This window comes from Pseudarthrobacter woesei, from assembly GCF_055412745.1.
In genome coordinates this window covers 96486-120020 of the sequence record NZ_JBVAYU010000007.1, presented here as the reverse complement: position 1 = coordinate 120020, position 23535 = coordinate 96486, and the positions used below count along the sequence as shown (strand labels likewise).

The window sequence follows — 23535 nt, the reverse complement described above, 5'->3', positions numbered from 1 at the left end:
CACCTGATGAGACCGCAGTTCCCCGCCGGACCCGCCAACCAGGCCGCCCTCTACCTGCTGGGCCTGCTCGCAGCCCTCAAGGCCCTGTCCCTCGTGCTGATCGGGCAGGCCGTCGCCTCCATGCTTGCGGGGCTGATGGTCGGCGACCCGGACTGGGCCGGGCAATTGTACTGGGGAGCAGCCGGCGTGGTGCTTCGCTCGCTGACTGTCTGGGGCCAGGCGGTCGCGTCACGCCGGGCCGCTCTGGGAGTCAAGGAGGAGCTCCGCTCGCGGCTGCTTGAGCGCGCGCTCCGCAACGGCAACCGGTCCGCCGGCCCCTCCGACGGCGGGCTGGCCATTCTCGCGACCCGGGGCCTGGACGCCCTGGACAGCTACTACACCCAGTTCCTGCCTGCCCTGGTGAACTGTGCGGCGATCCCGTTGCTGCTGGGCGCTCGGATCCTGTTCGCAGACTGGATCAGCGCCGTGGTGATTGTGGTGACAGTGCCGCTGGTGCCGCTCTTTATGATCCTGATCGGCCGGTACACCGATGACCGCGTCCGGGACGCCCAGTCAGCCCTCGCCCGGCTGTCCGGCCACATGCTGGAGCTCGCGAAGGGCCTTCCCGTGCTGGTGGGGCTGGGCCGTGCCACCGAGCAGCGCAAGGCACTCGAGGACCTCTCCGAGGAATACCGGGCCCGGACCATGGGTACCCTGCGGACCGCGTTCCTCTCCGCCCTTGCCCTGGAGCTCATCGCCACCATCTCCGTCGCCGTCGTCGCGGTGTTCATTGGCGTCCGGCTGGTCAACGGCGACATGGGCCTGGAGGCGGGGCTGCTCGCCCTGATCCTCGCCCCCGACTGCTATCTTCCGCTCCGCGAACTGGGCACCGCCCACCATGCCAGCGACGACGGCCGTGCGGCGGTCGCTGCAACCACCGCCGTCCTCGAGGCCCCCGAAGCCGCTCCGCTGGTTCCCGTGGCTGCCGCTACCTCCGGCCAGGCCGGGCCGCCAGCCGTCACCGTGACAGGGCTGACCGTCCGCTACGGCGGCCGGACCCAGACGGGCGTCGGGCCGCTCAGCTTCACCGCCGTCCCCGGCCGGATCACGGCGCTGGCCGGGCCCAGCGGCGCCGGCAAGAGCACCGTGCTGGGCGTGCTGGCCGGCACCATCGGGGCGGGGAGCGGCCCCCGCAACGACACCTCAGTCACCGGACGCCTCGAGGGATTTACGACGGCGGATCTCGCCTGGGTGCCGCAACACCCCGTGATGGTCGCCCCGACCGTGCTGGCCGAGCTCCGGCTGTATCTGGGCGCGGCGGAGACCGATGCGGCGAGCGACGACACAGCCCTGCGCTGCCTGGCGGCCTGCTCTGCCTCGCACCTCGCAGCGAAGCATCCGGCCGAACTCAGCCCGGGGGAGCTGCGCCGCGTCGCACTGGCCCGGGGCCTGGCCCGGATCGAAGCCGGAGCCACCGTGTTGCTCCTCGACGAACCCACCGCCCATCTGGACCGCGACTCCGCCACCGCGGTCAGCCGCGCCATCGCCGGGCTGCGGGGCAAGGTCACGGTGCTGCTGGTGGCCCATGACCGGCAGACCCGCGAACTCGCGGACGAGCTGGTGACGGTGGCCCCGGGAACCGCCGCCCCTGCGGACGCTGGACACACCGCCGCGGCGTCCGAGGCCGAGCCTGTTGCCGGGGCTGCCGGGACCGCCGCCGGCCCGTCGTCACCTGCCGTGGAAACCGGCCTCGGGCGGCCACAGCCATCCATCCGCGCCGCCCACGGTTCTACCGCCGCCCGGCTCCGCCGGCTGCTCGCCCCCGTCGCGGGCAGGTTCGCCGCGGCCGGCACGGTAGGCACCCTGGCGGCCCTCTTCGCCGTCGCCCTCGCCGGGCTCTCCGGCTGGCTCATCATCCGCGCCAGCGAGCAGCCGCCCATCCTGTATCTCCTCACCGCGATCGTGGGCGTGCGATTCTTCGGCATCGGCCGGGCCGGTCTGCGCTACGCCGAACGGCTCCTTCTCCACGACGCGGTGTTCGCCGCCCTGACCAAGCTCCGCGGCCGGCTCTGGGAATCCCTGAGCCGCCGAGCCCTGTCCCTGCGCCGGCTCCTGCAGGGCGGCAACGTCCTTGGAACCGTGGTGGACGACGTCGACACGGTCCGGGATCTGCTGCCCCGCGTGGTCCTGCCGCCCGTAACCGCCGTTGCGGTCGCGGCCGCCGCGATCGCCGGGATCGGGCTGCTGCTGCCGGTGGCCCTCCCCGCCGTCATTGCCGCCGCGCTGGTGAGCCTCGTGGCAGCCCCCGTTCTGGCCCTGGCAGCGGACCGGATGTCCGCCGGCACCGAGCAGCTGCTTCGCTCCGGTGTTCTCCGCCAGGTCGCGGCCGCGCTGGACGCCCGCTCCGAGCTCCATGCCAACGGCGTCTCCGCCCCGGTGCTCGCCGCGATCACCCGGGCCGACCGTTCGGCGACGGCCGCCTCCCAGCGCTCGGCGTGGGCCGAAGGGCTTGGCCAGGGCCTGACGGTGCTGGCCTGCGGGGCCGCCGCCCTGTCCAGCGCCGTGCTGGCCGCGCCTCTCGCCCTCAGCGGAGCCGTGGAGCCCGCAACGGTGGCCGTCGTTGTGCTGCTGCAGCTCGCGCTCGTGGAGCCTTACGCGGCGATTACGACGGCCGTCCGGCAGTACCCGGCCCTGCGCGCCGTGCTGCGGCGGGTCGGCGCGGCCGGTGTCCTTGACGGAACCGACGCCGCGGTCTCCGGCGGTCTTGTCCCGGTGCCTGGGCGGCCCGGAGGCAAACCCGGGATCGAACTCCGGGACCTTGCGGCCGCCTGGCCCGGCAGTCCGCCGGTTTTTAGCGGATTGTCCGCCGCCGCCGAACCCGGACGCTGGCTCGCGGTCACCGGGGCCTCGGGGTCCGGCAAATCAACCCTGCTCGCCGTCATCCTGGGCTTCCTCCCGGCAGCAGGCGGCCACATCCTGCTCAGCGGCCGTGCGGCCTGGTGCCCGCAGGAGGCCCACCTCTTCGACTCGACCATCCGCGGCAACCTCCTGCTGGGTCTTCCGGAAGGCCAGCGCGCGGGAGAACGCGGGGGAAAACCGGAGCAGCGATTGCAGGATGCCCTGGCCGCGGTGGGCCTCGGACCGCTGATCAGGCGGCTGGAGAACGGTCTGGACACGCGGATCGGACCGGGCGGGTCCTTCCTCAGCGGAGGCGAACGGCAGCGCCTCGCCGTTGCCCGCACCCTCCTGACCGGGGCGGACGTGATCCTGCTGGACGAACCCACGGCCCACCTGGATGCCGAGTCCGGCCGGTCGATGCTGGCCGAACTGCGGCTCGGTCTGCGGGACCGAACCGTCGTCGTTGTGACGCATAACCCGGAGGACATCTCCCCGGACGACGGCCGCCTGGACCTCGACCGCGCGGCGGCCGCGGCGCTGTCCCCGGTGTCAACACCGTCGCTGGCGCGGGGGTAGGCCGGACGTTAGCCTGTTGCCATGAACGGATACGCCGACGCAGAACCACACGCCAGCCTCGATCCCCGCCTTCAATGGCGGGCCGCCGGGACCGCGGACCTGGACGACTGGGCGGCCCTGATTGCCCGGACCGCCGCCGTCGAACAGCCCGTCTGGTTCGAACGCCGAGCTGACCTCGAACAGATCCTCGAGTCAAAGAAGAACCCGGCCGCCGGGAACAGCATCCTTGGCTTCGACCGGCAGGGCGTGGCCCGCGCCTACGGCCGGATCACCAAGAACCCGGACGGGGAGAAGGCGATGGGCTTCGGCTGCGTCGACCCCGGGTGGCAGGACAAAGGGATCGGGACCGGTCTGCTGGGTTGGATGGAGGCCCGGACCCGGGAACGATTCGCCGAGGACGCCATGCAGGACTCCACGCCCAGGCTGAGACTCCATATGGAACAGCAGCACACACACCAGGCCACGCTGTTCGGCGACGCCGGCTACCGGATTGTGCGGTACTACAACGAGATGCACCGGCCGCTGCAGGACGGCTTCCCGGACGCCGTGCTGCACGACGGGCTGCATCTCGTGGACTTCGGCCCCGAACTGCACGAGCCGGTGCGGCTGGCGCACAACGACGCCTTCCGGGACCACTGGGGCAGCGAACCCCGCGATGAGGAGGGCTGGGCCTTTGTGGTGAACGATCCGCTGGCCCGGCCGGACCTGAGCGCCGTCGTCGTGGAGCAGTCCACCGGGAAAGTGGCCGGATACCAGCTCGCCAGCCACGACTCGGAGAGCGCTGAGTCGCGGGGCTACAAAGAGGGCTACACGGACCTGCTGGGGGTGCGTCGCGGGTTCCGCGGCCGGGGCGTTGCCAGGGCGCTCCTGGCCGATGCGATGCGCCGCTTCGCCGCGGCCGGCATGGACCGGGCCTCGCTGGACGTGGACTCGGAGAACCCCACCGGCGCCCTTGCCCTCTACGCCAGGATGGGCTACGTCGCCGTCAACACCAGCATCGCGTGGGACAAGGAACTGTAGCTATCCGTCCACGCGCTATCCGTCCACGCGCTATCCATCCACGTCGTGGAGGTGATGGACGACGTCGTGAACGAAGTATTGCGCGAAGGTCAGCACGGTGAACTCCGAACCATTGCTGCGGGTGCCTTTGCGCCCCCACTGATCCTCCGGGACCCGGCCGAAGGAGGCGGCGATCTGCTCTCCCTCGACCGTCATTTCAGCGCTGACCTCGGCCGGATCGGCGTTCGCATAGTCCTTCTCGACGGCCGCGAGGTCCTGGTCCCAGTCCGCGAACCGGGCGTCCTCCACCGTGATCATGAGGGACAGCCGGTGGTCGAACAGGGTGAAGACATCGCGGACATGGCAGGCGTACTCCAGCACTGACCACGTGTTCTCATCCGGACGATCCGCCACGTCGGGACGCCGCAGGGCGGACCGCCAGCGAGGCAGCATGCTGCCCAGGATTCCGGGCGCCGTCGCTGGGGTGGTGGCCGCCGAGGCGTCGAAACCGCACTCCGGGCAGGGCCGTTGCAGCACCCAGGTCCAGTCCTTGTGATCCGGGATGATAGGCATGCGAGAAGTCTAAACGTATTTTCAGGAGCAGCCGAGGGGCCGGACGCACTTCATGCCGAAACCATGCCGGCGGACGGGCCACCTTGTAGCTTTGCCCCTGCGCAGCCATGGGATACAGCAACGCCGACTTAGTCCCTGAGGCGCGACGGGCAAACCCGTGCCTTGGTCCCGACAGACCAGGCGGGGAAAGATTTGCGCCGGCCGTTCGCCACAGATGGCCGGAAAGGCGGGACCCAGAGCGGCCAACTATGGCAAATGGGTGCTCCGAGCCCAAGACCGCGACGGTAACCCGCGACTCTGGCCCCTCCAAGCGGGCTCCCGGCCTGAAATGCCCGCGGCTAGAGCCCGTGCGACGTCGGAAACCCGGCGCCCGGCCTCCAAGGGAACCAGCTAGGGCCTAAGCTTCCGTCCCAGGTTCGGCGGACCACGCCATGCTCGGGCCGATCGTGTCGATGGCCTGGGAGAGCGGAATGCCGGACCCGTCGCGGCGGCCGTGTTCCCCGGGCAGGGACCGTGCCACCCCGGCCAGCGAGGACGCCTTCGCCGGACCGTGCCCGGCCCACGCGAGTAGGAGGGTATCCTCGCCCTTCAGGAAGCGGTGCGCCCGGACTCCGGCAGTGGCGCGGCCCTTCGCCGGATACTCGGAGAGGGCGGTGACCTTGGCGGCCCCGGGAGCCGTGCCCGGCAGCGCGCCCTCGGTGCCCGCGATGGTCACAACGACGGCGGCCGCGTCGGCAGCGCCGGCGGCGCCGAAGAACACCACCTTGTCCCCGGCGCCCAGCTTGATGCCGGCCATGCCCCCGGCCGTCCGGCCCTGCGGCCTGACGGCGGCGGAGCCGAAGCGCAGCAGCTGTGCCTGCTGCGTCACGAACACGAGGTCGACGTCGTCGGACCCCGCCGGAGCAACACCGATTACGGTGTCCTTGTCCTTGAGCGCGATGACTTCCCAGTCCTCGCGGTTCAACGGGTAGTCCGGCTGGACGCGCTTGACCACGCCCTGCGCGGTACCGATGGCGAGCACCTCGTCCAGTGGTGCGAAGGAAACGAGCGATTCGCCCTTGAGCAGGGTGATGAAGTCCTTCGCCGGCACCCCGCCGGCCAGGTTCGGTGTGCCCGAGGTCGGCGGCAGGACGGGCATGTCCATGACCTGCAGGCGCAGCATGCGGCCCTGGGACGTGACGGCGGCAATTTCGCCCCGCGCGGAGGTCTTGAGCACCGAAGTGAACACATCGTGCCTGGTCCGCGGGCCGGATTCGGCGAGGCTGTCCTGGTTGGCGGTACGCGCGATCTGGCCCGAGGCGGTCAGGATGGCCCAGCAGGGGTCGTCCGCGATCTCCAGTGCCAGCGGCGCGGCCTTGCCTTTGGCTCCCGGCGCGGCGGCCAGGGCGGCGACAGTGGGGGAGACGGCCTCGGACTCGAGCAGCACGGTGCGGCGCGGGGTGCCGTACTTTTCCGCGATGTCGGCCAGTTCCGAGGACACCAGGGCGCGGAGCCGTTCGCTGGAGCCGAGGATGGCTTCGAGCTCGGCGATTTCGCGGCGCAGCTCGTCCTGCTCCTTCTCGAGTTCAATCCGGGAGTACTTGGTCAGCTGCCGGAGCCGGAGTTCCAGGATGTAGTTGGCCTGGGTCTCGGTGAGGTCGTAGATGGACATCAGCCGGGTCCTGGCCGCGGCCACCTCGTCCGAGGAACGGATGATCTGGATGACCTCGTCGATGTCCACGATGGCGATCAGGAGGCCCTCGACCAGGTGCAGCCGGTCCTTCTTCCTGCCGAGCCGGAAGGCGGTGCGGCGCCGGACCACCGTGATGCGGTGCTCCACGTAGACGGAGAGCAGCTGCAGCAGCCCGAGGGTCTGCGGCTGGCCGTCGACGAGGGTGACGTTGTTGATGCCGAAGGAATCCTCCATCGGCGAGTAGCGGTACAGCTGCTGGAGCACGGCGGTGGGGTTAAAGCCGTTCTTCAGCTCGATCACGAGGCGCAGCCCGTGCTTGCGGTCCGTGAGGTCCACGATGTCGCTGATGCCGGTGAGCTTCTTGCCGTTGACGGCGTCCTTGATCTTCTCGATCACCTTTTCCGGGCCCACCATGTACGGCAGCTCCGTGACCACCAGCCCGGTGCGGCGGGCCGAGAGCTGCTCCACCTCCACCTTGGCCCGGGTCTTGAACGAGCCGCGGCCGGTGGCGTACGCGTCGCGGATGCCGTCCAGTCCCACGATCCGGCCTCCGGTGGGCAGGTCCGGGCCAGGGACGAACTTCATGATGTCCTCGAGCGTGGCGTCCGGGTGCTCGATCAGGTGCCGGGCGGCGGCGATCACCTCCACCAGGTTGTGCGGGGCCATGTTGGTGGCCATGCCGACGGCGATGCCGGTGGCGCCGTTGACCAAAAGGTTCGGGAACGCGGCCGGCAGCACGTCCGGCTGGGTCAGCTGGTTGTCGTAGTTGGGGACGAAGTCGACGACGTCCTCGTCAAGGTGGTCCGTCAGGGTCAGCGCCGCGGCGGCGAGGCGCGCCTCGGTGTACCGCGGGGCTGCGGGGCCGTCGTCGAGCGAGCCGAAGTTGCCGTGACCGTCGATCAGCGGCAGCCGCAGCGAGAAGTCCTGCGCCATGCGCACCATCGCGTCGTAGATCGCGGTGTCACCGTGCGGGTGCAGCTTGCCCATGACCTCGCCCACCACGCGGGCGCTCTTGACGTGGCCGCGGTCCGGGCGGAGGCCCATCTCGCTCATCATGTACAGGATGCGCCGCTGCACGGGCTTCAGGCCGTCGCGGGCGTCCGGAAGGGCCCTCGAATAGATCACCGAATAGGCGTACTCGAGGAACGAACCTTCCATCTCGGACGTGACGTCGATGTCAACGATGTTTTCTACGAAATCCTGGCTGGCTTCCCCTGCCGGGGGCGTGGTTTGGCGGCGTGCCATATGGCTGGTGGGTCCTTCTGAGGGGTACTGAACGTGTGCTGCGTAAGTTTATGACTAGGCTAAGCCTATGGTGGATCAGCCCGCGGACGGCGTATATCCGGAATATTGGGAAGCCGATGTTGTCCTGCGCGACGGCGGGACGGCGCATCTGCGTCCGATCCACCCGTCCGACGCGGACGCGGTGCAGGCCTTCCATGTGGGCCAGTCGCAGAGGTCCATCTACATGCGCTTCTTCGCTTTCAAGTCCAGGCTCTCCGCCAAGGAACTCAAGCGGTTCACCGAGGTGGACTACAAGGACCGGGTGGCCCTCGTGATCACCATCGGCGGGGAGATCATGGGGATCGGCCGCTACGACCGGCTCGATGATCCCGAGGAAGCCGAAGTCGCGTTTAACATCGCCGACGCCCACCAAGGCCGCGGCATCGGCTCCATCCTGCTCGAGCACCTCGCCGCCGCCGCCCGCGAACACGGCATCCGGAAGTTCAGCGCCGAGGTCCTGCCGGAGAACCGCAAGATGCTGATGGTGTTCTCCGACGCCGGCTACGACGTCAAACGCCACTTCGACGACGGTGTGGTCAGCCTTGAGTTCAACATCGACCCGACCGACAAGTCCCGCGCCGTGATGGAATCCCGCGAACACCGCGCCGAGGCCCGCAGCATCCAGGAACTGCTTGCCCCGTCCTCGGTGGCCGTGATCGGCGCCAGCCGCAAATGGGGCACCATCGGCTACCAGTTGCTCGAGCACATCATCGAAGGCGGCTTCACCGGCCCGGTCTACGCGATCAATCCGGAGGCCCTCGAGCTCGCCGGGATGCTCTCCTTCGCCCGGCTCTCCGAGGTGCCGGGGCCGGTCAAACTCGCCATCATCGCTGTCCCCTACGCCGAGGTCTCCAAGGTGGTCCAGGAATGCGGCGCCGCCGGGGTCAAGGGGATCGTGGTGGCCACGGCCGGCTACGCCGACGACGGCGAACGCGGCCTCGCCCGGCAGCGCGAACTCGTCCGGCAGGCCCGCGCCAACGGCATGCGGGTGATCGGCCCCGCCTCGCTGGGCATCATGAACACCAACCCTGCGGTGTCCCTCAACGCCTCGATGGCACCCTCGCTGGCGCGCCGCGGCGGCCTCGGCCTGTTCAGCCAGTCAGCGGCGATCGGCGTCTCCCTCTACGCCGCCTCCAGCCGCCGCCGTGTCGGCATCTCCACCTTCCTCTCCGCCGGCAACCGCGCCGACGTCTCCGGCAACGACATGATGCAGTTCTGGGAAGACGACGCCGACACCACCGCCGTCGGCCTCTACCTCGAATCGATCGGTAATCCACGCAAGTTCTCCCGGCTGGCACGCCGGCTGGCCCGGACCAAACCCGTCATTGTGGCCAAGTCCGACGCCACGGGGCTGGGGCTGCCGCCCGGGCATGCCGTGCGCACCACCCAGGCCCCGCCGGAGGCCCTCGACGCCATGATGCGCCAGGCGGGCGTGATCCGGGTCGAGACCATCGAGCAGCTGATGGACGTCGCCCAGATCGTCTCCAGCCAGCCGCTGCCCCACGGGCCGGGACTCGCCGTCTTCAGCAACTCCCGGGCCCTCGGCAAGGTTGTCGGGGACAGCGCGGCCGTGCAGGGCCTCGGCGTGCAGCGCATCGTCACCGACGTCGACCTCGACGCCGGGATGTCGGTGGCCCTGCCGGCCCTGCGGAGGAGCCTCCAGGAAACGCTGGCCATCGACACCGTCCACGCCGTCGTGGTGGCCCTCCTGCCGGCGCACGGACTCACGGTGGAAAAGATTGCGGCGGTCCTCGCCGAATGCTCCGTGGCCGCCGGAAAACCCGTGGTCGCTGCCTTCAGCGGGCTCCTGGACCCTTCCATCTACGTCGAAGGCATGGTCGGCGGCGACGCGGGCTCGACGGTGGTCCCCTGCTACTCCAACCCGGGCGCCGCCGTGGCCGCTCTCGGCGCCGTCGTCCGCTACGCCCAGTGGCTGAACCGGGACCAGGGTCTCTTTGTGGAGCCCGTTGGCTGCGACCCGGACGGCACCCACACCGACCTCGAAGGGCTGCTGGGCAATGTGGGCGGCGAGCACCTCGTCCGGCTGGACCAGGCGACGGCCTCGAAACTGTTGGCCCGCTACGGCATCCGGGTGATCCCCTCCGAAGGCTTCGCGACCGTCGAGGAAGCGGTTGCGGCAGCCGACAGGCTCGGCTGGCCCGTGGCGTTGAAGACGACCGACCCTGCGCTGCGGCACCGCCTGGACCTTGGCGGGGTGCGCCTGGACATCCAGGACGCCGGGTCGCTGCGCCGCAACGTGCTTGAAATGCGCAAGTCGCTGGAACGCTACGGCTCGCCGTCGCTGGAAGTGCAGACCATGATGCCCGTGGGGCAGGCCTGCACCTTCCGCGCCATCGAGGACCCGCTGCTGGGCCCCGTGGTTTCCTTTGGCCTGGCCGGGGATGCCGTCAACCTGCTGGACGACTGGGCCCACCGGGTTCCGCCGCTGTCCGGCTCCGATGTCCACGACTTCATCCGGGCGCCCCGGGCCTCGCGGAAGCTTTTCGGCTATCAGGGGCTGCCGGCCGTTGACGCCGCCGCCCTGGAGGACCTTGCGGCCCGGCTGACCAGACTCAAAGACAACCATCCCGAGATCGCCCTCGTGGAGTTCAACCCGGTGCTGGCCGGACCCGACGGCGCGTCAATCCTTGCGGCCGACGTCCGGATCGCCAACGCCGCCCAGCGCACGGACAGCGCCCGCCGGGCGATGCGGAGCTAGCGGAACCGCCCGGCGGGACCCGTCCCGGGATCCGCCGTCGGCCGTCACGGTATGCCGGCGTTAGCATGTCCCCAGCCGATCTGTGAAAATGGAGACCATGAGCTTTCCGTCTCCGACACCCAAGCCCCAGGCGCCCGTCTCCGCCCGCCCGGGCGTGCAGCACAACGGCCTGCATGACCACAGTGAGCAGGGCCACAGCCTGGAAGGGGCCCTCGAGCAGGCCGGTTTCTATCCCCGGCTGGTGGCCGACGTCGTCGCCGATGCCCTGGACGGCCGCGACTGCGTGGCCCACCTCGTTCATCTCGAGACGCACTTCGACCGCGCAGAGGTCCGCCGCCACATCACCGTGCTGGTGCTGACCGACGACATGCTGGTCATCACCCATGTGGATGACCAGCAGCTCGATGAGGCAGGGGAGCAGACCGTCGCGCAGGTGTCCACGGAATCCGTCCCGGTGACGCAGATCCGCTCCGTGGTGCTCAGCTACGTCTACGCCCAGCCCCAGGACTACAAGCCCTCGGACCCGGTCCGTGAACTGACGCTGGCGATCGCCTGGTCCGGCGGCCAGCGCCTTGACATGGGCCCGGCCAGCTGCGGCGATCCGCAGTGCGAGGCTGATCACGGCTACAGCGGCACCATCGCGCAGGAGGACATTGTGCTCCGGATCAGCGCCGAAGCAGACGGGCTGCAGGCCGTCCAGGACGCAAAACTGTTCGCCCGCGCACTCCGGGCCGTGAACACCGGATCCTCCGCCCCCGTGCCGCACACGGGCCCCGGGCTGCCGCCCCGGGCCCGGATGGGCGTCTTCGGAAACCGCCTCAGCCGCGGCCACCAGCGCTGAGATGGCGCCGGTCCGTATGCCCGAACCGCTCTCTGCCCCTGCCGCTCCGACCATGCCGCTGCCCGCGGCCCCGGCCTTCGGCAGCCGTTCCATCGCCGAGGTGCTCACGAGCGCTGCGGCCAGCCTGGGCATCCCGGGCTTCGAGAACCGGCTGAAGCTGCCTGCGGCCAAACGGGTCTGCGTTGTGCTCGCCGACGGGCTGGGCCGGAACCTGCTGAAGCAGAAATCGGCGCACACCCCATTCCTGCGCTCGGTCGCCCAGGCAGGCCAGGGCCAGGTGCCGGTGGTCCTTGATTCGGCGTTTCCCTCCACTACCGCCGCCTCCCTCGCCAGCTTCGGTACCGGCCTCCCCGCCGGGCAACACGGCATGGTGGGCTACGACGTCCTGGACCCCGACCAGGACCGGGTGGTCAACATGCTCGGCGGCTGGGACGCCGGCGTGGATCCCCGGAGCTGGCAGCCGTTCCCCACCGTGTTCGAGCGTGCCGCAGAGCATGTGGATGTCAGCACCGTCAGCCTGCCCCAGTTCAGCAATTCGGCCATGACCCGGGCCGCGCTGCGGGGCGGCCGCTTTGTCACCGCGACCACCTCGCACGCCAGGACGGCGGCGGCCGCCGAAGCCATGGCCGGTGCGGCCGGGTCGCTGATGTATTTCTACGTTAATGAACTCGACAAGGCCGGGCACCGCCACGGCTGCCAGTCACCGCAATGGGAGCACCAGCTCGAGGAACTCGACGCCACCGTGAAGCGGCTCAGCGCCACCCTGCCGGCCGGCACCACGGTGCTGCTCACGGCGGACCACGGCATGCTCGATGTGCCGGAATCCCAGCGGATCGACTATTCGGCGGAACCGGCCCTCGTGGCCGGGGTCCGGCACACCGCAGGGGAGCCGCGGATGGTCCACCTCTACCTGGAAGCGGGACGGGGCGACGCCGGACGCGCGGAGCTGATCGACGCCTGGCGGTCGCGCTTCGGCGACCGGATCTGGGCCTTCACCCGGGAGCAGGCAATTGCCGCCGGGTTGTTCGGTGAGGTCCGCGCCGAGGTTGCCCCGCGGATCGGTGATGTCATGATTGCCGCCCGGGATGCCCTGGCCTTCTATGACACCCGCCGGGTGCGTCCGACAGCCCTGGAGGTGGTGGGCCAGCACGGGTCCCTGACGAAGGCGGAGCGCGAAGTCCCGCTGCTGTGCTTCCAGGCCGACGGCAGGAAAGCACCCCGGGCCACGGCCTAGGAGCAAGCTGCCCGGGGCGTCCGCTCCCAAACAGCGCGTGGCTGGAAGTGTCTGTGTGCTGCTAGTCCGGGTCTTTTCGCTGGTTCGTGGGGGTTTGGCCCGGGCCTGGACCATGTCGCGCCGGGAGGACATGCCCATTCTTCGCGCCCGGGACTGGGCATAACCGGACTATGTCCACCCGCTGGCCCGGGCACGGGGCATGTCCGGTCCGGTGGGCATCTTCGCTGGTTCGTGGGGGTTTGGCCCGGGCCTGGAACATGTCGCGCCGGGAGGACATGCCCATTCTTCGCACCCGGGACTGGGCATAACCGGACTATGTCCACCCGCTGGCCCGGGCACGGGGCATGTCCTTGAGTCCGGCCGTCCCTGCCTGGGACCCAGACCCCCCAACGAACCAACGAAAATGCCTGCTAGTCCCCGCGGGCTCCGAAGACGATCTCGTCCCAGCTGGGCACGCTGGAGCGCTTGGGCTTGGCCGGCTGCCGCTCGGGCTGCTCCGACTCGCGCTCGGGGCGGTCAGCTGCCGGGACATCTCGGTGCTGGCGGCGGGACATCCCGCCGCCGAGGAGCTCGTCCAGTCCGGGGCTCGAGGTGGGTCCCTGCTGCCCGACGGGCCGCAACTGCGAGGCCGCGATGGTGATCTCCCTGGTTTCGGTGCTCACGCCGTCGTGCAGCTTGAGCGCGTCGTCGTCCCCGTCCTGATGCCGGGGAGCCAGGGTGAGCCGGGACAGGATGGAAGGCCGGCCGTCACGGCGGCGCTCCCAGGGGTCGTTTTCCGGGTGCGGTGCGGAATCCGGCGCAGGGGCTTCAGCATGCTTCGCCTCGACGGCCGCAACGTCCTCCGGAGATTTGTCGTCCGGTTCGGCAACCACTTCGGACGGACGCGGGTGGGCGGCCGGTACGCCGTTGGTCATCAGCAGGGCGAGGGCATCGTCGGCGTCTTCGTCCACACCGAGGCGCTGTCCGCGGCGGGAGCGCAGCATGTCGAGCAGCCCGTCCGACTCCTTCTCCTTCTGGAGCTGGAGATGCTGGACCTGCAGCTGGGCGGTCGCGGTCCGGGCGGCAACATCGGCGTCGGTTTCAAAATCAAAGGGCCGGTCCGAGACCGCCGAGAGCCGGCGAGCCGGGACGGGGCCATCGAGGGGCTCGAGTTCACTGAGCTGCTGGGCCCAGCGGTTGGCGTTCTGAAGGGACTTCCGGGTGGGGCTGAAAATCCACATGGCCGGCGGCTCTTCGCCGATGCCTGACGTTCCGCCGGGCTTCGTTTCGAAACGGGCCACCACGTTCCAGTTGCCGTCCTGGCGCCGCCAGGAGTCCCACTCAACGGCGGAGGCTTCAATGCCGTACGCGGTCAGCCGGTGAGCCACCATTTCCCCGAGGGAGGCAGGGTTGTCCCCGAAGACCGAGCGGTAGACGTCGTGGCCTGGGGCGGGGGAAGCGACTTCCACCTTGCGGGCCTGCTGGGCGACATACTCGCGCTCGGCAAGCACCGGACCCTCGTAGCGCTCGACCTTCGCGAGCGGAATGCCGGAGAGTTCCGCCACTTCCGCCGCCGTCGCTCCGCTGCGGATCCGCGACTGGATATCGCGCGGAGACATGGCAATAGGAGTAGCGCGCGCACTGGAAGCGGCCTTCGCCGACGTCCGGTTGGCCGCGACTCGAAGTGCTTCATCGACTGGCAGCCGGAACATCTCGCCGCCGGTGCCGCTCAACAGGAGATGCTCCCCGTCGTCGTGGACGCCTACAAGCCGTAGATCCTGCATACAAATCCTCCACCCTGGCATTACTAACAATCGAAACTCTGCCACCGATCCGGGGCAAATCCGGTGAGGACGGAGGGCGCGCCGCCGTTTTCCGCGAATTTCCGCGACTTTTCGGCCATTGCACCTCGGACAAGCAGCCGGTTGACGGGCTGCCCCCGGCAGCCGGCGTCATCAGTGACCGGAGGCCTCTGGCTTTCAGCTGTCGCTTAAGCAAAGATGACCCGACATCGGGCACAAAAACCGCGTGGCCGGCGTTGGCATCGGTGAGCCGATCCGGGGAGCTGCAGGGCCACCAGCCCGGCAGGACCACCCCGGGGCGGCGAGCCAACCAAAAGAATGCGGAGTGTGAGCAACAAACAATGGCGACAGACTACGATGCGCCGCGCAAAACCGAAGAGGACCTCAGTGAGGACTCCATTGAGGCCCTGAAGACGCGGCGTTCGGACAAGCCTTCCGCAGCGGTCGATGAAGACGAGTCAGACCTTGCGGAGGGCTACGAACTCCCCGGGGCTGATTTGTCCGGGGAGGAACTGCTGGTCCGGGTTATGCCGGCCCAGGCAGATGAATTCACCTGTGCCTCCTGCTTCCTGGTCCGCCACCGATCGCAGATCGCCCGCGAAAAGGACGGCCTCAAGTACTGCCGGGACTGCGAGGGCTAGGACTGCAGCGCTGCGACCAGCTGGTCCGGATGCCGGCTGGACGTCAGCCAGTACGGCGTGCGGTCGGACGGATCGGTGATCTCGATGCGGACCACCGGATCGATCCAGCCCCGGATGCACATGAACGCGAGGCCATTGAGCCGGGTGCCTCGCTCCGCCGTCGCTTCCTTGGCACGGAATGCGGCCGCGGTGCCGACAAAACGGCGTTCGATTGTTGCCCTGCCGACGCGCAGCGTCGAGGCGGTCACGGTGATGGCGGGTGTCGAAAGAATCAGCAGGACGGCGATGATCACGAACAGCACGGCGGCGGCGGTGAACCCGGCGGCCATGCTGATGGGGGCGAACACGAGGATCCCCGCGCCGGACAGCCCCGCGGACACCAGCCAGATCCAGACGTTCGGCCAGAGCTTCTCGTTGTAGAGAACGGCGGCGTCACTGGGGGAGCTATTGGCGGCAGGCACGGCTGCACTGGATTCGGGCATGTGCCCAGCTTTCCACTTTTCCCGGGCTATTTCATCTTGGCCGCCCGCCGACGGCCTCAGCCCCGGCGGCGGCTAGGCCGATCTTCGGTGCTGGCGTTAGAGTGTGGAACTGTGACTGAAGAAAACACCGCCGCGACCACCCTCCCCGACGAGCCAGCGGATCGCGGCGCAGGGCAGTACGGAACCCCCACCCTGACGGTACGGCTGAAGATGCTCGACGACGGGCTGGAGCCGCCGTCCTACGCGCACCCCGGCGACGCGGGAGCAGACCTGCGCGCCCGCGAGGATGTCGTACTGGAACCGGGGGAGCGGCGGCTGGTGCCGACCGGGGTATCCATTGCGCTCCCGGACGGGTTCGTCGCCCTCATTCATCCGCGCTCAGGCCTCGCCACCAGGCACGGACTGACAGTGGTCAATGCTCCCGGCACCGTCGACGCGGGTTACCGCGGAGAAATTGCGGTGACCCTGCTGAATACTGACCGCCGTGAGGCGGTTGAACTCAAGCGCGGCGATAGAATTGCACAAATGGTTATCCAGCGCGTGGAGTACGCCCGGTTCCTGCCGGTGGAGGAGCTGGACGGCTCGGTCCGCGGTGCCGGGGGCTTCGGCTCCACCGGCGGCTTCGGCGCACCGCAGGCCTGAGGCCGGGCGGGATGGACCCATCGGGTGTGAACTGGTCTCTTTCTGATCAGGATTTGCGAATTTTAGGCCGGCGGCTGCCCCAAGGGAACGGCAGACGCCATCCGGACAGGCGCCGCCGCGGCGGTGCCGTGCGGCCACAGGATCACAACTAAGGAGACAACCCCATGGTTTTTGGGCGTGGCAGGAAAGCCAAGCAGGAAGAGCTGATGGAGCCCGGCGAATCCCAGGAGGCAACCGCTGGCGTTTCCGCCGATGGCTCGGCCGAGACCGCTGGCACGTCCCTCCGCGGCTCCGGGGGCCCCTTCGACGTCTCCGAAATCGAGGACCAGGACGGCTACGTCGATCTTGGAGCGCTCCTGATCGCGCCCGCCGAAGGCCTGCAGCTCCGGCTCGAGGTCGAAGAGGCCACACAGCGTGTGGTCGCCGTCACCCTTGATCTGGAAGGCTCCAGCCTCCAGCTGCAGGCGTTCGCCGCGCCGCGCTCGGAAGGCCTGTGGGACGAAATCCGCGAGCAGATCGGCCAGTCGGTGGGAAGCCAGGGCGGGCAGATCGAGGAGATCCAGGGCAGCTTCGGCACTGAGCTGCTCGCAAAGCTGCCGGCCGGCGGCGCGGACGCAAGCACCGGTTACCGCGTGGCCCGCTTCATCGGCTTCGACGGCCCGCGCTGGTTCCTCCGTGGTGTGCTGGGCGGCGAGGCGGCGGTGGACCGCGACGCTGCCGCCGGGCTGGAAGGGCTGTTCCGGCGGATCGTTGTGGTCCGGGGCGAGAACCCCATGCCGCCCCGCGACCTGCTGCAGCTGCGCCTCCCCAAGGACAACGCCACGCCGGCGCCGCAGTCCGCCCCGGACCTTGAGCAGCCCGAGCGAGGACCGGAGACTACCCAGATTGGTTGATGCGCCCCGCAAGGATCCAGCCGCGTCGGTCTCAGTCCGTGACTTGCCGGAGCGCGGCCGCGTGCTGTGCCACGGCTTCATTGAGGCGGTCACCTATGCGCCTGCCAGCCAGGTGGCGGCCTTCACCGCCATCATCGTCGACCACGACCGGCCGCCGGCCAAGGTACGTGCGGCCGGGACCGTGACGGCAGCCGCCGTGCCGTCGCAGCCGGCCGACGCTGCTCCCGGCGCCCGGCGCCGGAGCGGCACCGTCCCCAAGGGCAGGCTCCGCGTCGTCTGGCTGGGACGCCGCCGCATTCCCGGGGTCGACGCCGGCTCGGAACTCCGGCTCGAGGGCATGGTCACTGTGCGTGACGGCCTGCCCACCATGTTCAACCCCCGCTACGAAATACTCTCCCGCCAGGAGGAGCAATGACCTTGCCCGAGAAGCCCGAGCCCGGGCCTGAACAGCCTGCCGCTAAACAGCCTGCGGACGTTCAGCCCTCGGTGGCTCAGCTCGCCGAAGGGTACGCGGCCAAGGCCGGGCTGCACCGTTCCAGCAACGGCAACATTGACGTGCTCAAGAGCGCCGGCGGGATCCAGGGCATCGCCGAGAGCATCCTGCCGGGACTGGTGTTCCTCGTTGCCTTCACGATCACGCGCGAGCTTCCCCTGGCCCTGATCTCCTCGCTGGCGGTCGCCGCGGCCTTTACCGCCGTCAGGCTGGTGCAGCGCAAGCCGCTGACGCAGGCCCTGGCGGGGGTCGTCGGCGTCGGGCTGTCCGCCTGGCTGGCCAATTCCACCGGCAAGGCGGAAGACTTCTATGTCCTGGGCTTCTTCACCAACATCGCATACATCCTAGCGATGTCCCTCTCGATTGCCGTCCGCTGGCCCTTTGCCGGGCTGCTCTTCGGATTCATCCGGAACGAAGGCCTGGAATGGCGCAAGTACCCGGCCCGGGTGAAGGCGTACCGGATCGGCACCTGGGTGATTGTTTCCGTGCTGGCCCTGCGGCTCCTGGTGCAGGTGCCGCTGTACTTCATGGGGGAGGCCGGCCTAGCAGGACTGGCCACGACGCGGCTCCTGATGGGTGCCCCACTGTATATCCTCGGCATCTGGGTCGCCTGGCTGCTGACCCGCCCGGCTCCGGCCCCCGTTGAAGCGGAAGAACCCAGCTAGGCCCACCGAGCCGGCTCTGTTGGGCCCAGCAGCGCTGGCTATCGGTAAGGGTGGCTGCGACCTTATGACTTTGCCGCGGGCACTAAGGACTCTTACCGATAGCTCAACGACGCTAGCCGTCGAAGCCGTCGTCCTCGGACTGTCCGTTCTCGTGGCCGTGCCGGTCCGAGGTGACCGGGTGCTGCCCGGCGCCGCCCGGTTCGTCGATTTGGGACTCGGGGGCAAGCAGCGCGCGCAGTTCATCCTCGGCCACGATGGTGGTGACGAAGAACAGTTCGTCGCCGCCGTCGATCACGTCATCCCGGCTCGGAGTGATCGGTGCCTGGTCCCGCAGGATTGCAACCAGGGTTGAGTCCTCCGGCCACACGATATCGCCGACGGTCAGGCCGATGACGTGCGAGTCGTGGGGGACGGTGAACTCGACCAGCGACGACACCCCGGTCTGCAGGGTCAGCAGCCTGACCAGGTCACCGATCTCCACAGCTTCCTCGACGAGCGCCGTCATAAGCTGAGGGGTGTTGACCGCGACGTCGACGCCCCAGGAATCATCGAACATCCAGTCGTTCTTGGGGTTGTTGACCCGGCCGACCGTCCGTCCGACGCCGAACTCGGTTTTCGCCAGCAGCGAGACCACGAGGTTGACCTTGTCGTCCCCCGTGGCGGAGACCACGACGTCGGCATCTTCCAGTTTCGCGTCTTTGAGCGTGCTTAGTTCGCAGGCATCGCCGACGAGCCAACGGGCGCCGCGCAGGCCGCTGCGTCCGATCACCTCGGGCTTGAGGTCGATCAGCAGGATGTCGTGTTTGTGGGCCAGCAGTTCACGGGCGATCGATGAACCGACGCTTCCCGCCCCGACGATGACGACTTTCACTTAGGACTCCTTGGCGGGGGACTTGGCAAGAATGTGGGCGACTTCGGTGCCGCGGTCCACGCTCAACATGGCGTGGACGGTGTCGCCGTCCTGGTACAGGGTGCCGGACACAGGGAGCATGCCTTCACCGAAGCGGGTCAGATAGGCGACGCGGATGCCGGCGGCCTTCTCGACTGAGGTCACCGGGTGGCCGATCCAGTCCGGATTCAAGTCAACCTCGGCCAGGACGAGCCGGCCGGAGGGATCACGGAAATCGCCCGCGATGTGCTGCTCGGGCAGGATCCGGCGGAGCACCTGGTCCGCGCTCCAGCGCACGGCCGCAACCGTGGGGATGCCGAGCCGCTGGTAGATTTCGGCGCGGCCCGGATCGTAGATCCTGGCGACAACGTGGGGGACATGGAAGGTTTCCCGGGCAACCCGGGTGGCAAGGATGTTGGAGTTGTCGCCGCTGGAGACGGCGGCGAAGGCATAGGCCTCCGCGACGCCGGCCTGTTTGAGGGTCTCCCGGTCGAAGCCGACGCCGGTGACCTTGCGGCCGGTGAAGCCCGTGCGGAGCCGCCGGAAGGCGCGGTCGTCCTGGTCGATGATCGCCACCGAATGTCCGGCGTCCTCCAGCGTGTGCGCCAGGGTCGCCCCCACGCGGCCACAACCCATGATCACGAAGTGCGCCACACGTGCCTCCTCAAGCTTTTGTGTCTGCTGCTGGGTAAAACTCTACCGGCCACGGCGGCCCGCGCGGCCGCCCCCGGGGCCAGCCCCGCGGGCGGCACAAGGACCGGCTTCCCCGGGGCGCCGCGCGGCTGCCGGCGGACGGGGACCGGCGCCGTCATGACATCGCGTCCGAATCAGACTAGCTTTGTGTGGTGCCGACAATATTCAATGCCGTGAAGCGGGTCCTGGTAGGCAAGCCTTTCCGGAACGACAACCTGGCCCACACCCTGCTTCCGAAGCGGATCGCGCTTCCCATCTTCGCGTCCGATGCGCTGTCTTCCGTGGCGTATGCGCCGGATGAAATCCTCCTCACCCTCGCCCTTGCCGGCGTGAGCGCCGTGGCGTTCTCGCCGTGGGTGGGGCTTGCCGTCATGGTGGTGCTGCTGACCGTCGTCGCCTCCTACCGGCAAAACGTCCATGCCTACCCCTCCGGCGGCGGCGACTACGAGATCGCCAACGTGAACCTCGGCAAGTACGCCGGGCTCACGGTCGCCTCCGCGCTGCTCGTGGACTACGTCCTGACCGTCGCCGTGTCGATGTCCTCGGCCGCCACCTACCTCACCACTGCCGTCCCTGCGCTGCACGGCCAGCAGGCCGCCATCGCCACGATCGGCGTCGTCATCCTTGCCCTCGTGAACCTGCGCGGGATCAAGGAAGCCGGCAGCGTCTTCGCGGTCCCGACCTACATCTTCATGGCGTCCATCCTGGGCATGACGGCGGTCGGCGCCTTCCAGGCGGTCACCGGCCAGCTGGCCGAGGCGCCGTCCGCGGCGTTCACAATCGTGCCCGAGGAAGGCTTCGACGAAGGCCTTGTCGGTCTCGCCGGCGCGTTCCTGCTGCTGCGTGCCTTCTCATCCGGCGCCGCAGCATTGACCGGCATCGAGGCCATCAGTAACGGTGTGCCGAACTTTCAGAAACCCAAGAGCAAAAACGCCGCCACCACATTGCTCCTGCTCGGCGTGATCGCCGCCTCCATGCTGGCTGGCATCATCTATCTGGCCAACGCCACCAAGGTGCGCATCGTGCTGGATCCGGCCAAGGAATTCCTGCTGGACGGCAAGCCCCTGCCCGAGGACTATATCCAGAGCCCGGCCATCAGCCAGATCGCGCAGACCATCTTCGGTGAGGGTTCCATCTTCTTCTTCCTGGTGGTCGCCGCCACCGGGGTGATCCTGGTGTTCGCCTCCAATACCGCGTTCAACGGCTTCCCGGTCCTCGGCTCAATCCTGGCTCAGGACGGCTACCTGCCGCGACAGCTGCGCACCCGCGGAGACCGGCTGGCGTTCAGCAACGGCGTCCTGGCGCTGGCCGCCGGAGCCCTGGTGCTGATCATTGCTTTCAACGCGGACGTCACCAAGCTCATCCAGCTCTACATTGTGGGTGTCTTCATTTCCTTCACGATCAGCCAGCTCGGCATGATCCGGCACTGGGGACGGGAACTGAAGCTCGCCAAGGACCCGGCCCTGAAGCTGCGGATGCTCAAGTCCCGCACCATCAACACGATCGGTTTCTGCATGACGGCCCTGGTCCTGGTGATCGTGCTGGTCACCAAGTTCCAGCAGGGCGCCTGGATCGCGCTGCTGGCCATGTTCGTGTTGTTCCTCATTATGTGGAGCATCCGGGCGCACTACGACAACGTGGCCAAGGAACTCGCCGTGGACGAGGACTCCTCGCCCCGGGCCCTGCCCACCCGTGTGCACGCCGTGCTGCTGGTCTCCCACGTCCGCAAGCCGGTGCTGCGCGCGCTGGCCTATGCCCGGGCCTCGCGTCCTTCCCGGCTGGACGCCATCACGGTGGACATCAGCCCCGAGGAAACCGAACAGACCATCGCGGACTGGGAGAAACTGGAAATCCCGGTACCGTTGACGGTGCTGGCCAGCCCGTTCCGCGAAACCGTGACACCCATCATGGAGTACATCAAGAACATGCGCCGTGATTCGCCGCGTGACCTGATCGTGGTCTACATTCCCGAGTACGTGGTGGGCAAGTGGTGGGAGCAGCTGGTGCACAACCAGACCGCGCTGCGGATCAAAACCCGGCTGCACTTCGAGCCGGGCGTTATGGTGGCGAGCGTGCCGTGGCAACTCAAGTCGTCCGAAGAAGCAAAGAGACTGCAGGATATCCAATGAGCCCCGACACCCAGACACACGCCCACACCGACCTCGTGGTCGACATCGGACCGGTGGCGCACGGCGGGCACTGCGTTGCCCGGCACGAGGGGCGGGTGGTGTTCGTCCGTCACGGCATCCCCGGCGAAAAGGTCCGCGTCCGCCTCACCGAGTCGGGCCCGGAGGCCAAGTTCTGGCGCGCCGACGTGGTGGAGGTGCTGGAAGCCTCCCCGGACCGGGTCGAACATTTCTGGGACCTTGCCGACTCGCAGCGTTCCTGGTCCCACCGCCACCCGCCCGTGGGCGGGGCCGAACTCGGCCACATTTCACTCGGGCGCCAGCGCAGCCTCAAGGGCGAGGTGCTGGCCGAACAGCTGCAGCGCCTGGCCGGCGTCGAACGCACCATCACCGTGGAAGCCGTGGGGGAGCCGGGAACGCCGGCGGCAGCGGGCCTCGCCTGGCGGACCCGCACCGGCTTCGGCGTGACCCCGGCCGGCAAGCTTGGCATGCACGCCCACCGCTCCGATACGGTCCTCCCCGTCCGGGAGATGCCGCTGGCCGTGGGGGCCATCAACGACCTCCGGCTCTGGGACATCGACCTGCAGGGCATCGAGCGTATTGAGGTCGCCGCCCCGGCGAACGGCTCCCGCCCGCTCGTGCTCCTGGTTCCCGCCGCCGGCACCCGGGCCAAGCGGCTCAGCGCCGTCCTCGCCCAACTGCCCGAAGACGTCTCGGTGGCCAGTTTTGACCCGGTCAAGGGCGAGGTGCTGCGGCTGCGCGGCCGCACCTACGTCCAGGAGACCGCGGCCGGCCACGACTACCGCGTCACCGGCGACGGTTTCTGGCAGATCCACCGGGAGGCCCCCGACACCCTGGTGGGGGCCGTGACCGGTTTCCTGCACGACGGCGGCTTCCTCGAGCCGGGCGCCGTGGCGGCGGACCTGTACGCCGGGGCGGGCCTCTTCACCGCGCCCCTGGCCGGCGCCGTCGGCGTGACCGGGTCGGTACTCTCGGTGGAAGGATCGCCCGGGAGCAGCCGGGACGCCCGGAAAAACCTTCATGACGCGTCCCAGGTCGAAATTGTCCAGGGCCGGGTGGAACGGGTGCTGCGCGAGAAGGCACGTGACTTTGACGCCATCCTGCTGGACCCGCCCCGGGCCGGTGCCGGCAAAGCGGTGGTGAACCAGGTGATCGGTGCCGGCGCCCGCGCCGTAGCTTATGTGTCCTGCGATCCGGCGTCGTTTGCCCGCGATCTGGGCTACTTCCAGCAGGGCGGCTGGGAGCTGTCGGGGCTGCGCGCCTTCGACCTCTATCCGCATACCCACCACATGGAGACTGTGGCGCTGCTGACGCCCCGGGGCTGATGCCACTACGATGGGCGGAGTAGTCCGACGTCGCGCTCCGTAATCACGGCTGACCTCATGCACCCTGCATTGAACCTTGTACTAGTTAGGTTTGCCTAACTAGTAAGGG

The 23535-nt window shown here is 68.9% G+C and carries 18 protein-coding genes; 12 read left to right on the top strand and 6 right to left on the bottom strand.

What is annotated here, in order from left to right:
- The first annotated feature begins 6 nt into the window (after positions 1–6).
- On the top strand, positions 7–3453 hold the full coding sequence (gene cydD / locus ACZYZE_RS11890) for a thiol reductant ABC exporter subunit CydD (protein ID WP_463907859.1): 3447 nt from the start codon (positions 7–9) through the stop codon (positions 3451–3453).
- Between the two features lie 21 nt (positions 3454–3474).
- Positions 3475–4473 (top strand): GNAT family N-acetyltransferase, encoded by a 999-nt coding sequence (locus tag ACZYZE_RS11885; RefSeq protein ID WP_463907857.1) that lies wholly within the window; start codon positions 3475–3477, stop codon positions 4471–4473.
- A 30-nt stretch (positions 4474–4503) separates the two neighbouring features.
- Here ACZYZE_RS11885 and ACZYZE_RS11880 read toward each other — a convergent pair whose 3' ends face one another.
- On the bottom strand, positions 4504–5025 hold the full coding sequence (locus ACZYZE_RS11880) for a DinB family protein (RefSeq protein WP_459317206.1): 522 nt from the start codon (positions 5023–5025) through the stop codon (positions 4504–4506).
- 397 nt (positions 5026–5422) lie between these two features.
- The gene (locus ACZYZE_RS11875) at positions 5423–7942 is read right to left on the bottom strand and encodes a DNA gyrase/topoisomerase IV subunit A (RefSeq protein ID WP_463907856.1); all 2520 of its coding nucleotides are present in this window, start codon (positions 7940–7942) and stop codon (positions 5423–5425) included.
- A gap of 67 nt (positions 7943–8009) precedes the next feature.
- Here ACZYZE_RS11875 and ACZYZE_RS11870 point away from each other — a divergent pair, with 67 nt between their 5' ends.
- From ACZYZE_RS11870 to ACZYZE_RS11860, 3 genes are all read left to right on the top strand, one after another.
- Positions 8010–10700, top strand: coding sequence for a bifunctional acetate--CoA ligase family protein/GNAT family N-acetyltransferase (locus ACZYZE_RS11870; RefSeq protein ID WP_459317208.1), 2691 nt, complete (start codon positions 8010–8012; stop codon positions 10698–10700).
- Positions 10701–10797: 97 nt separating this feature from the next.
- Positions 10798–11541: a DUF5998 family protein gene (locus ACZYZE_RS11865; protein WP_463907854.1), complete on the top strand. Its 744-nt coding sequence runs from the start codon at positions 10798–10800 to the stop codon at positions 11539–11541.
- A 16-nt stretch (positions 11542–11557) separates the two neighbouring features.
- A complete protein-coding gene (locus ACZYZE_RS11860) occupies positions 11558–12775 on the top strand; it encodes an alkaline phosphatase family protein (RefSeq protein WP_463907852.1) in 1218 nt (405 codons plus the stop codon).
- A gap of 410 nt (positions 12776–13185) precedes the next feature.
- On the opposite strand, the gene sepH is transcribed toward ACZYZE_RS11860, so the two are convergent.
- Positions 13186–14538, bottom strand: a complete 1353-nt coding sequence (gene sepH / locus ACZYZE_RS11855; RefSeq protein WP_463907850.1) for a septation protein SepH — start codon at positions 14536–14538, stop codon at positions 13186–13188.
- A gap of 359 nt (positions 14539–14897) precedes the next feature.
- Between sepH and ACZYZE_RS11850 the strand changes: the two genes are divergently transcribed.
- Complete coding sequence (locus ACZYZE_RS11850; RefSeq protein WP_459317212.1) at positions 14898–15197, top strand: DUF4193 domain-containing protein; 300 nt, start codon at positions 14898–14900, stop codon at positions 15195–15197.
- On the opposite strand, the gene ACZYZE_RS11845 is transcribed toward ACZYZE_RS11850, so the two are convergent.
- Entirely contained in the window at positions 15194–15679 is a 486-nt protein-coding gene (locus ACZYZE_RS11845; RefSeq protein ID WP_459317213.1) for a DUF3093 domain-containing protein, read from the bottom strand. The two genes, ACZYZE_RS11850 and ACZYZE_RS11845, sit on opposite strands and share 4 nt — an antisense overlap.
- A gap of 111 nt (positions 15680–15790) precedes the next feature.
- Here ACZYZE_RS11845 and dut point away from each other — a divergent pair, with 111 nt between their 5' ends.
- From dut to ACZYZE_RS11825, 4 genes are all read left to right on the top strand, one after another.
- Positions 15791–16321 (top strand): dUTP diphosphatase, encoded by a 531-nt coding sequence (gene dut, locus ACZYZE_RS11840; protein WP_459317214.1) that lies wholly within the window; start codon positions 15791–15793, stop codon positions 16319–16321.
- A 164-nt stretch (positions 16322–16485) separates the two neighbouring features.
- Entirely contained in the window at positions 16486–17214 is a 729-nt protein-coding gene (locus tag ACZYZE_RS11835) for a DUF3710 domain-containing protein (RefSeq protein ID WP_459317215.1), read from the top strand.
- The gene (locus ACZYZE_RS11830) at positions 17207–17629 is read left to right on the top strand and encodes a single stranded DNA-binding domain-containing protein (RefSeq protein WP_459317216.1); all 423 of its coding nucleotides are present in this window, start codon (positions 17207–17209) and stop codon (positions 17627–17629) included. Before ACZYZE_RS11835 ends, ACZYZE_RS11830 begins: the two co-directional genes overlap by 8 nt.
- Positions 17626–18372 carry a DUF3159 domain-containing protein gene (locus ACZYZE_RS11825; protein WP_463907848.1) on the top strand — a complete coding sequence of 249 codons (747 nt, stop codon included), beginning with the start codon at positions 17626–17628 and terminating at the stop codon, positions 18370–18372. The genes ACZYZE_RS11830 and ACZYZE_RS11825 overlap by 4 nt, the downstream gene beginning before the upstream one ends.
- 112 nt (positions 18373–18484) lie before the next feature.
- Here ACZYZE_RS11825 and ACZYZE_RS11820 read toward each other — a convergent pair whose 3' ends face one another.
- Both ACZYZE_RS11820 and ACZYZE_RS11815 read right to left on the bottom strand, forming a co-directional pair.
- Positions 18485–19243: a potassium channel family protein gene (locus ACZYZE_RS11820; RefSeq protein WP_459317218.1), complete on the bottom strand. Its 759-nt coding sequence runs from the start codon at positions 19241–19243 to the stop codon at positions 18485–18487.
- On the bottom strand, positions 19244–19915 hold the full coding sequence (locus ACZYZE_RS11815; RefSeq protein ID WP_459317219.1) for a potassium channel family protein: 672 nt from the start codon (positions 19913–19915) through the stop codon (positions 19244–19246).
- 191 nt (positions 19916–20106) lie between these two features.
- Here ACZYZE_RS11815 and ACZYZE_RS11810 point away from each other — a divergent pair, with 191 nt between their 5' ends.
- Together ACZYZE_RS11810 and ACZYZE_RS11805 are read left to right on the top strand one after the other, a co-directional pair.
- The gene (locus tag ACZYZE_RS11810; protein WP_459317294.1) at positions 20107–22083 is read left to right on the top strand and encodes an APC family permease; all 1977 of its coding nucleotides are present in this window, start codon (positions 20107–20109) and stop codon (positions 22081–22083) included.
- Positions 22080–23426, top strand: coding sequence for a class I SAM-dependent RNA methyltransferase (locus tag ACZYZE_RS11805; protein WP_463907846.1), 1347 nt, complete (start codon positions 22080–22082; stop codon positions 23424–23426). The genes ACZYZE_RS11810 and ACZYZE_RS11805 overlap by 4 nt, the downstream gene beginning before the upstream one ends.
- Positions 23427–23535 lie beyond the last annotated feature (109 nt).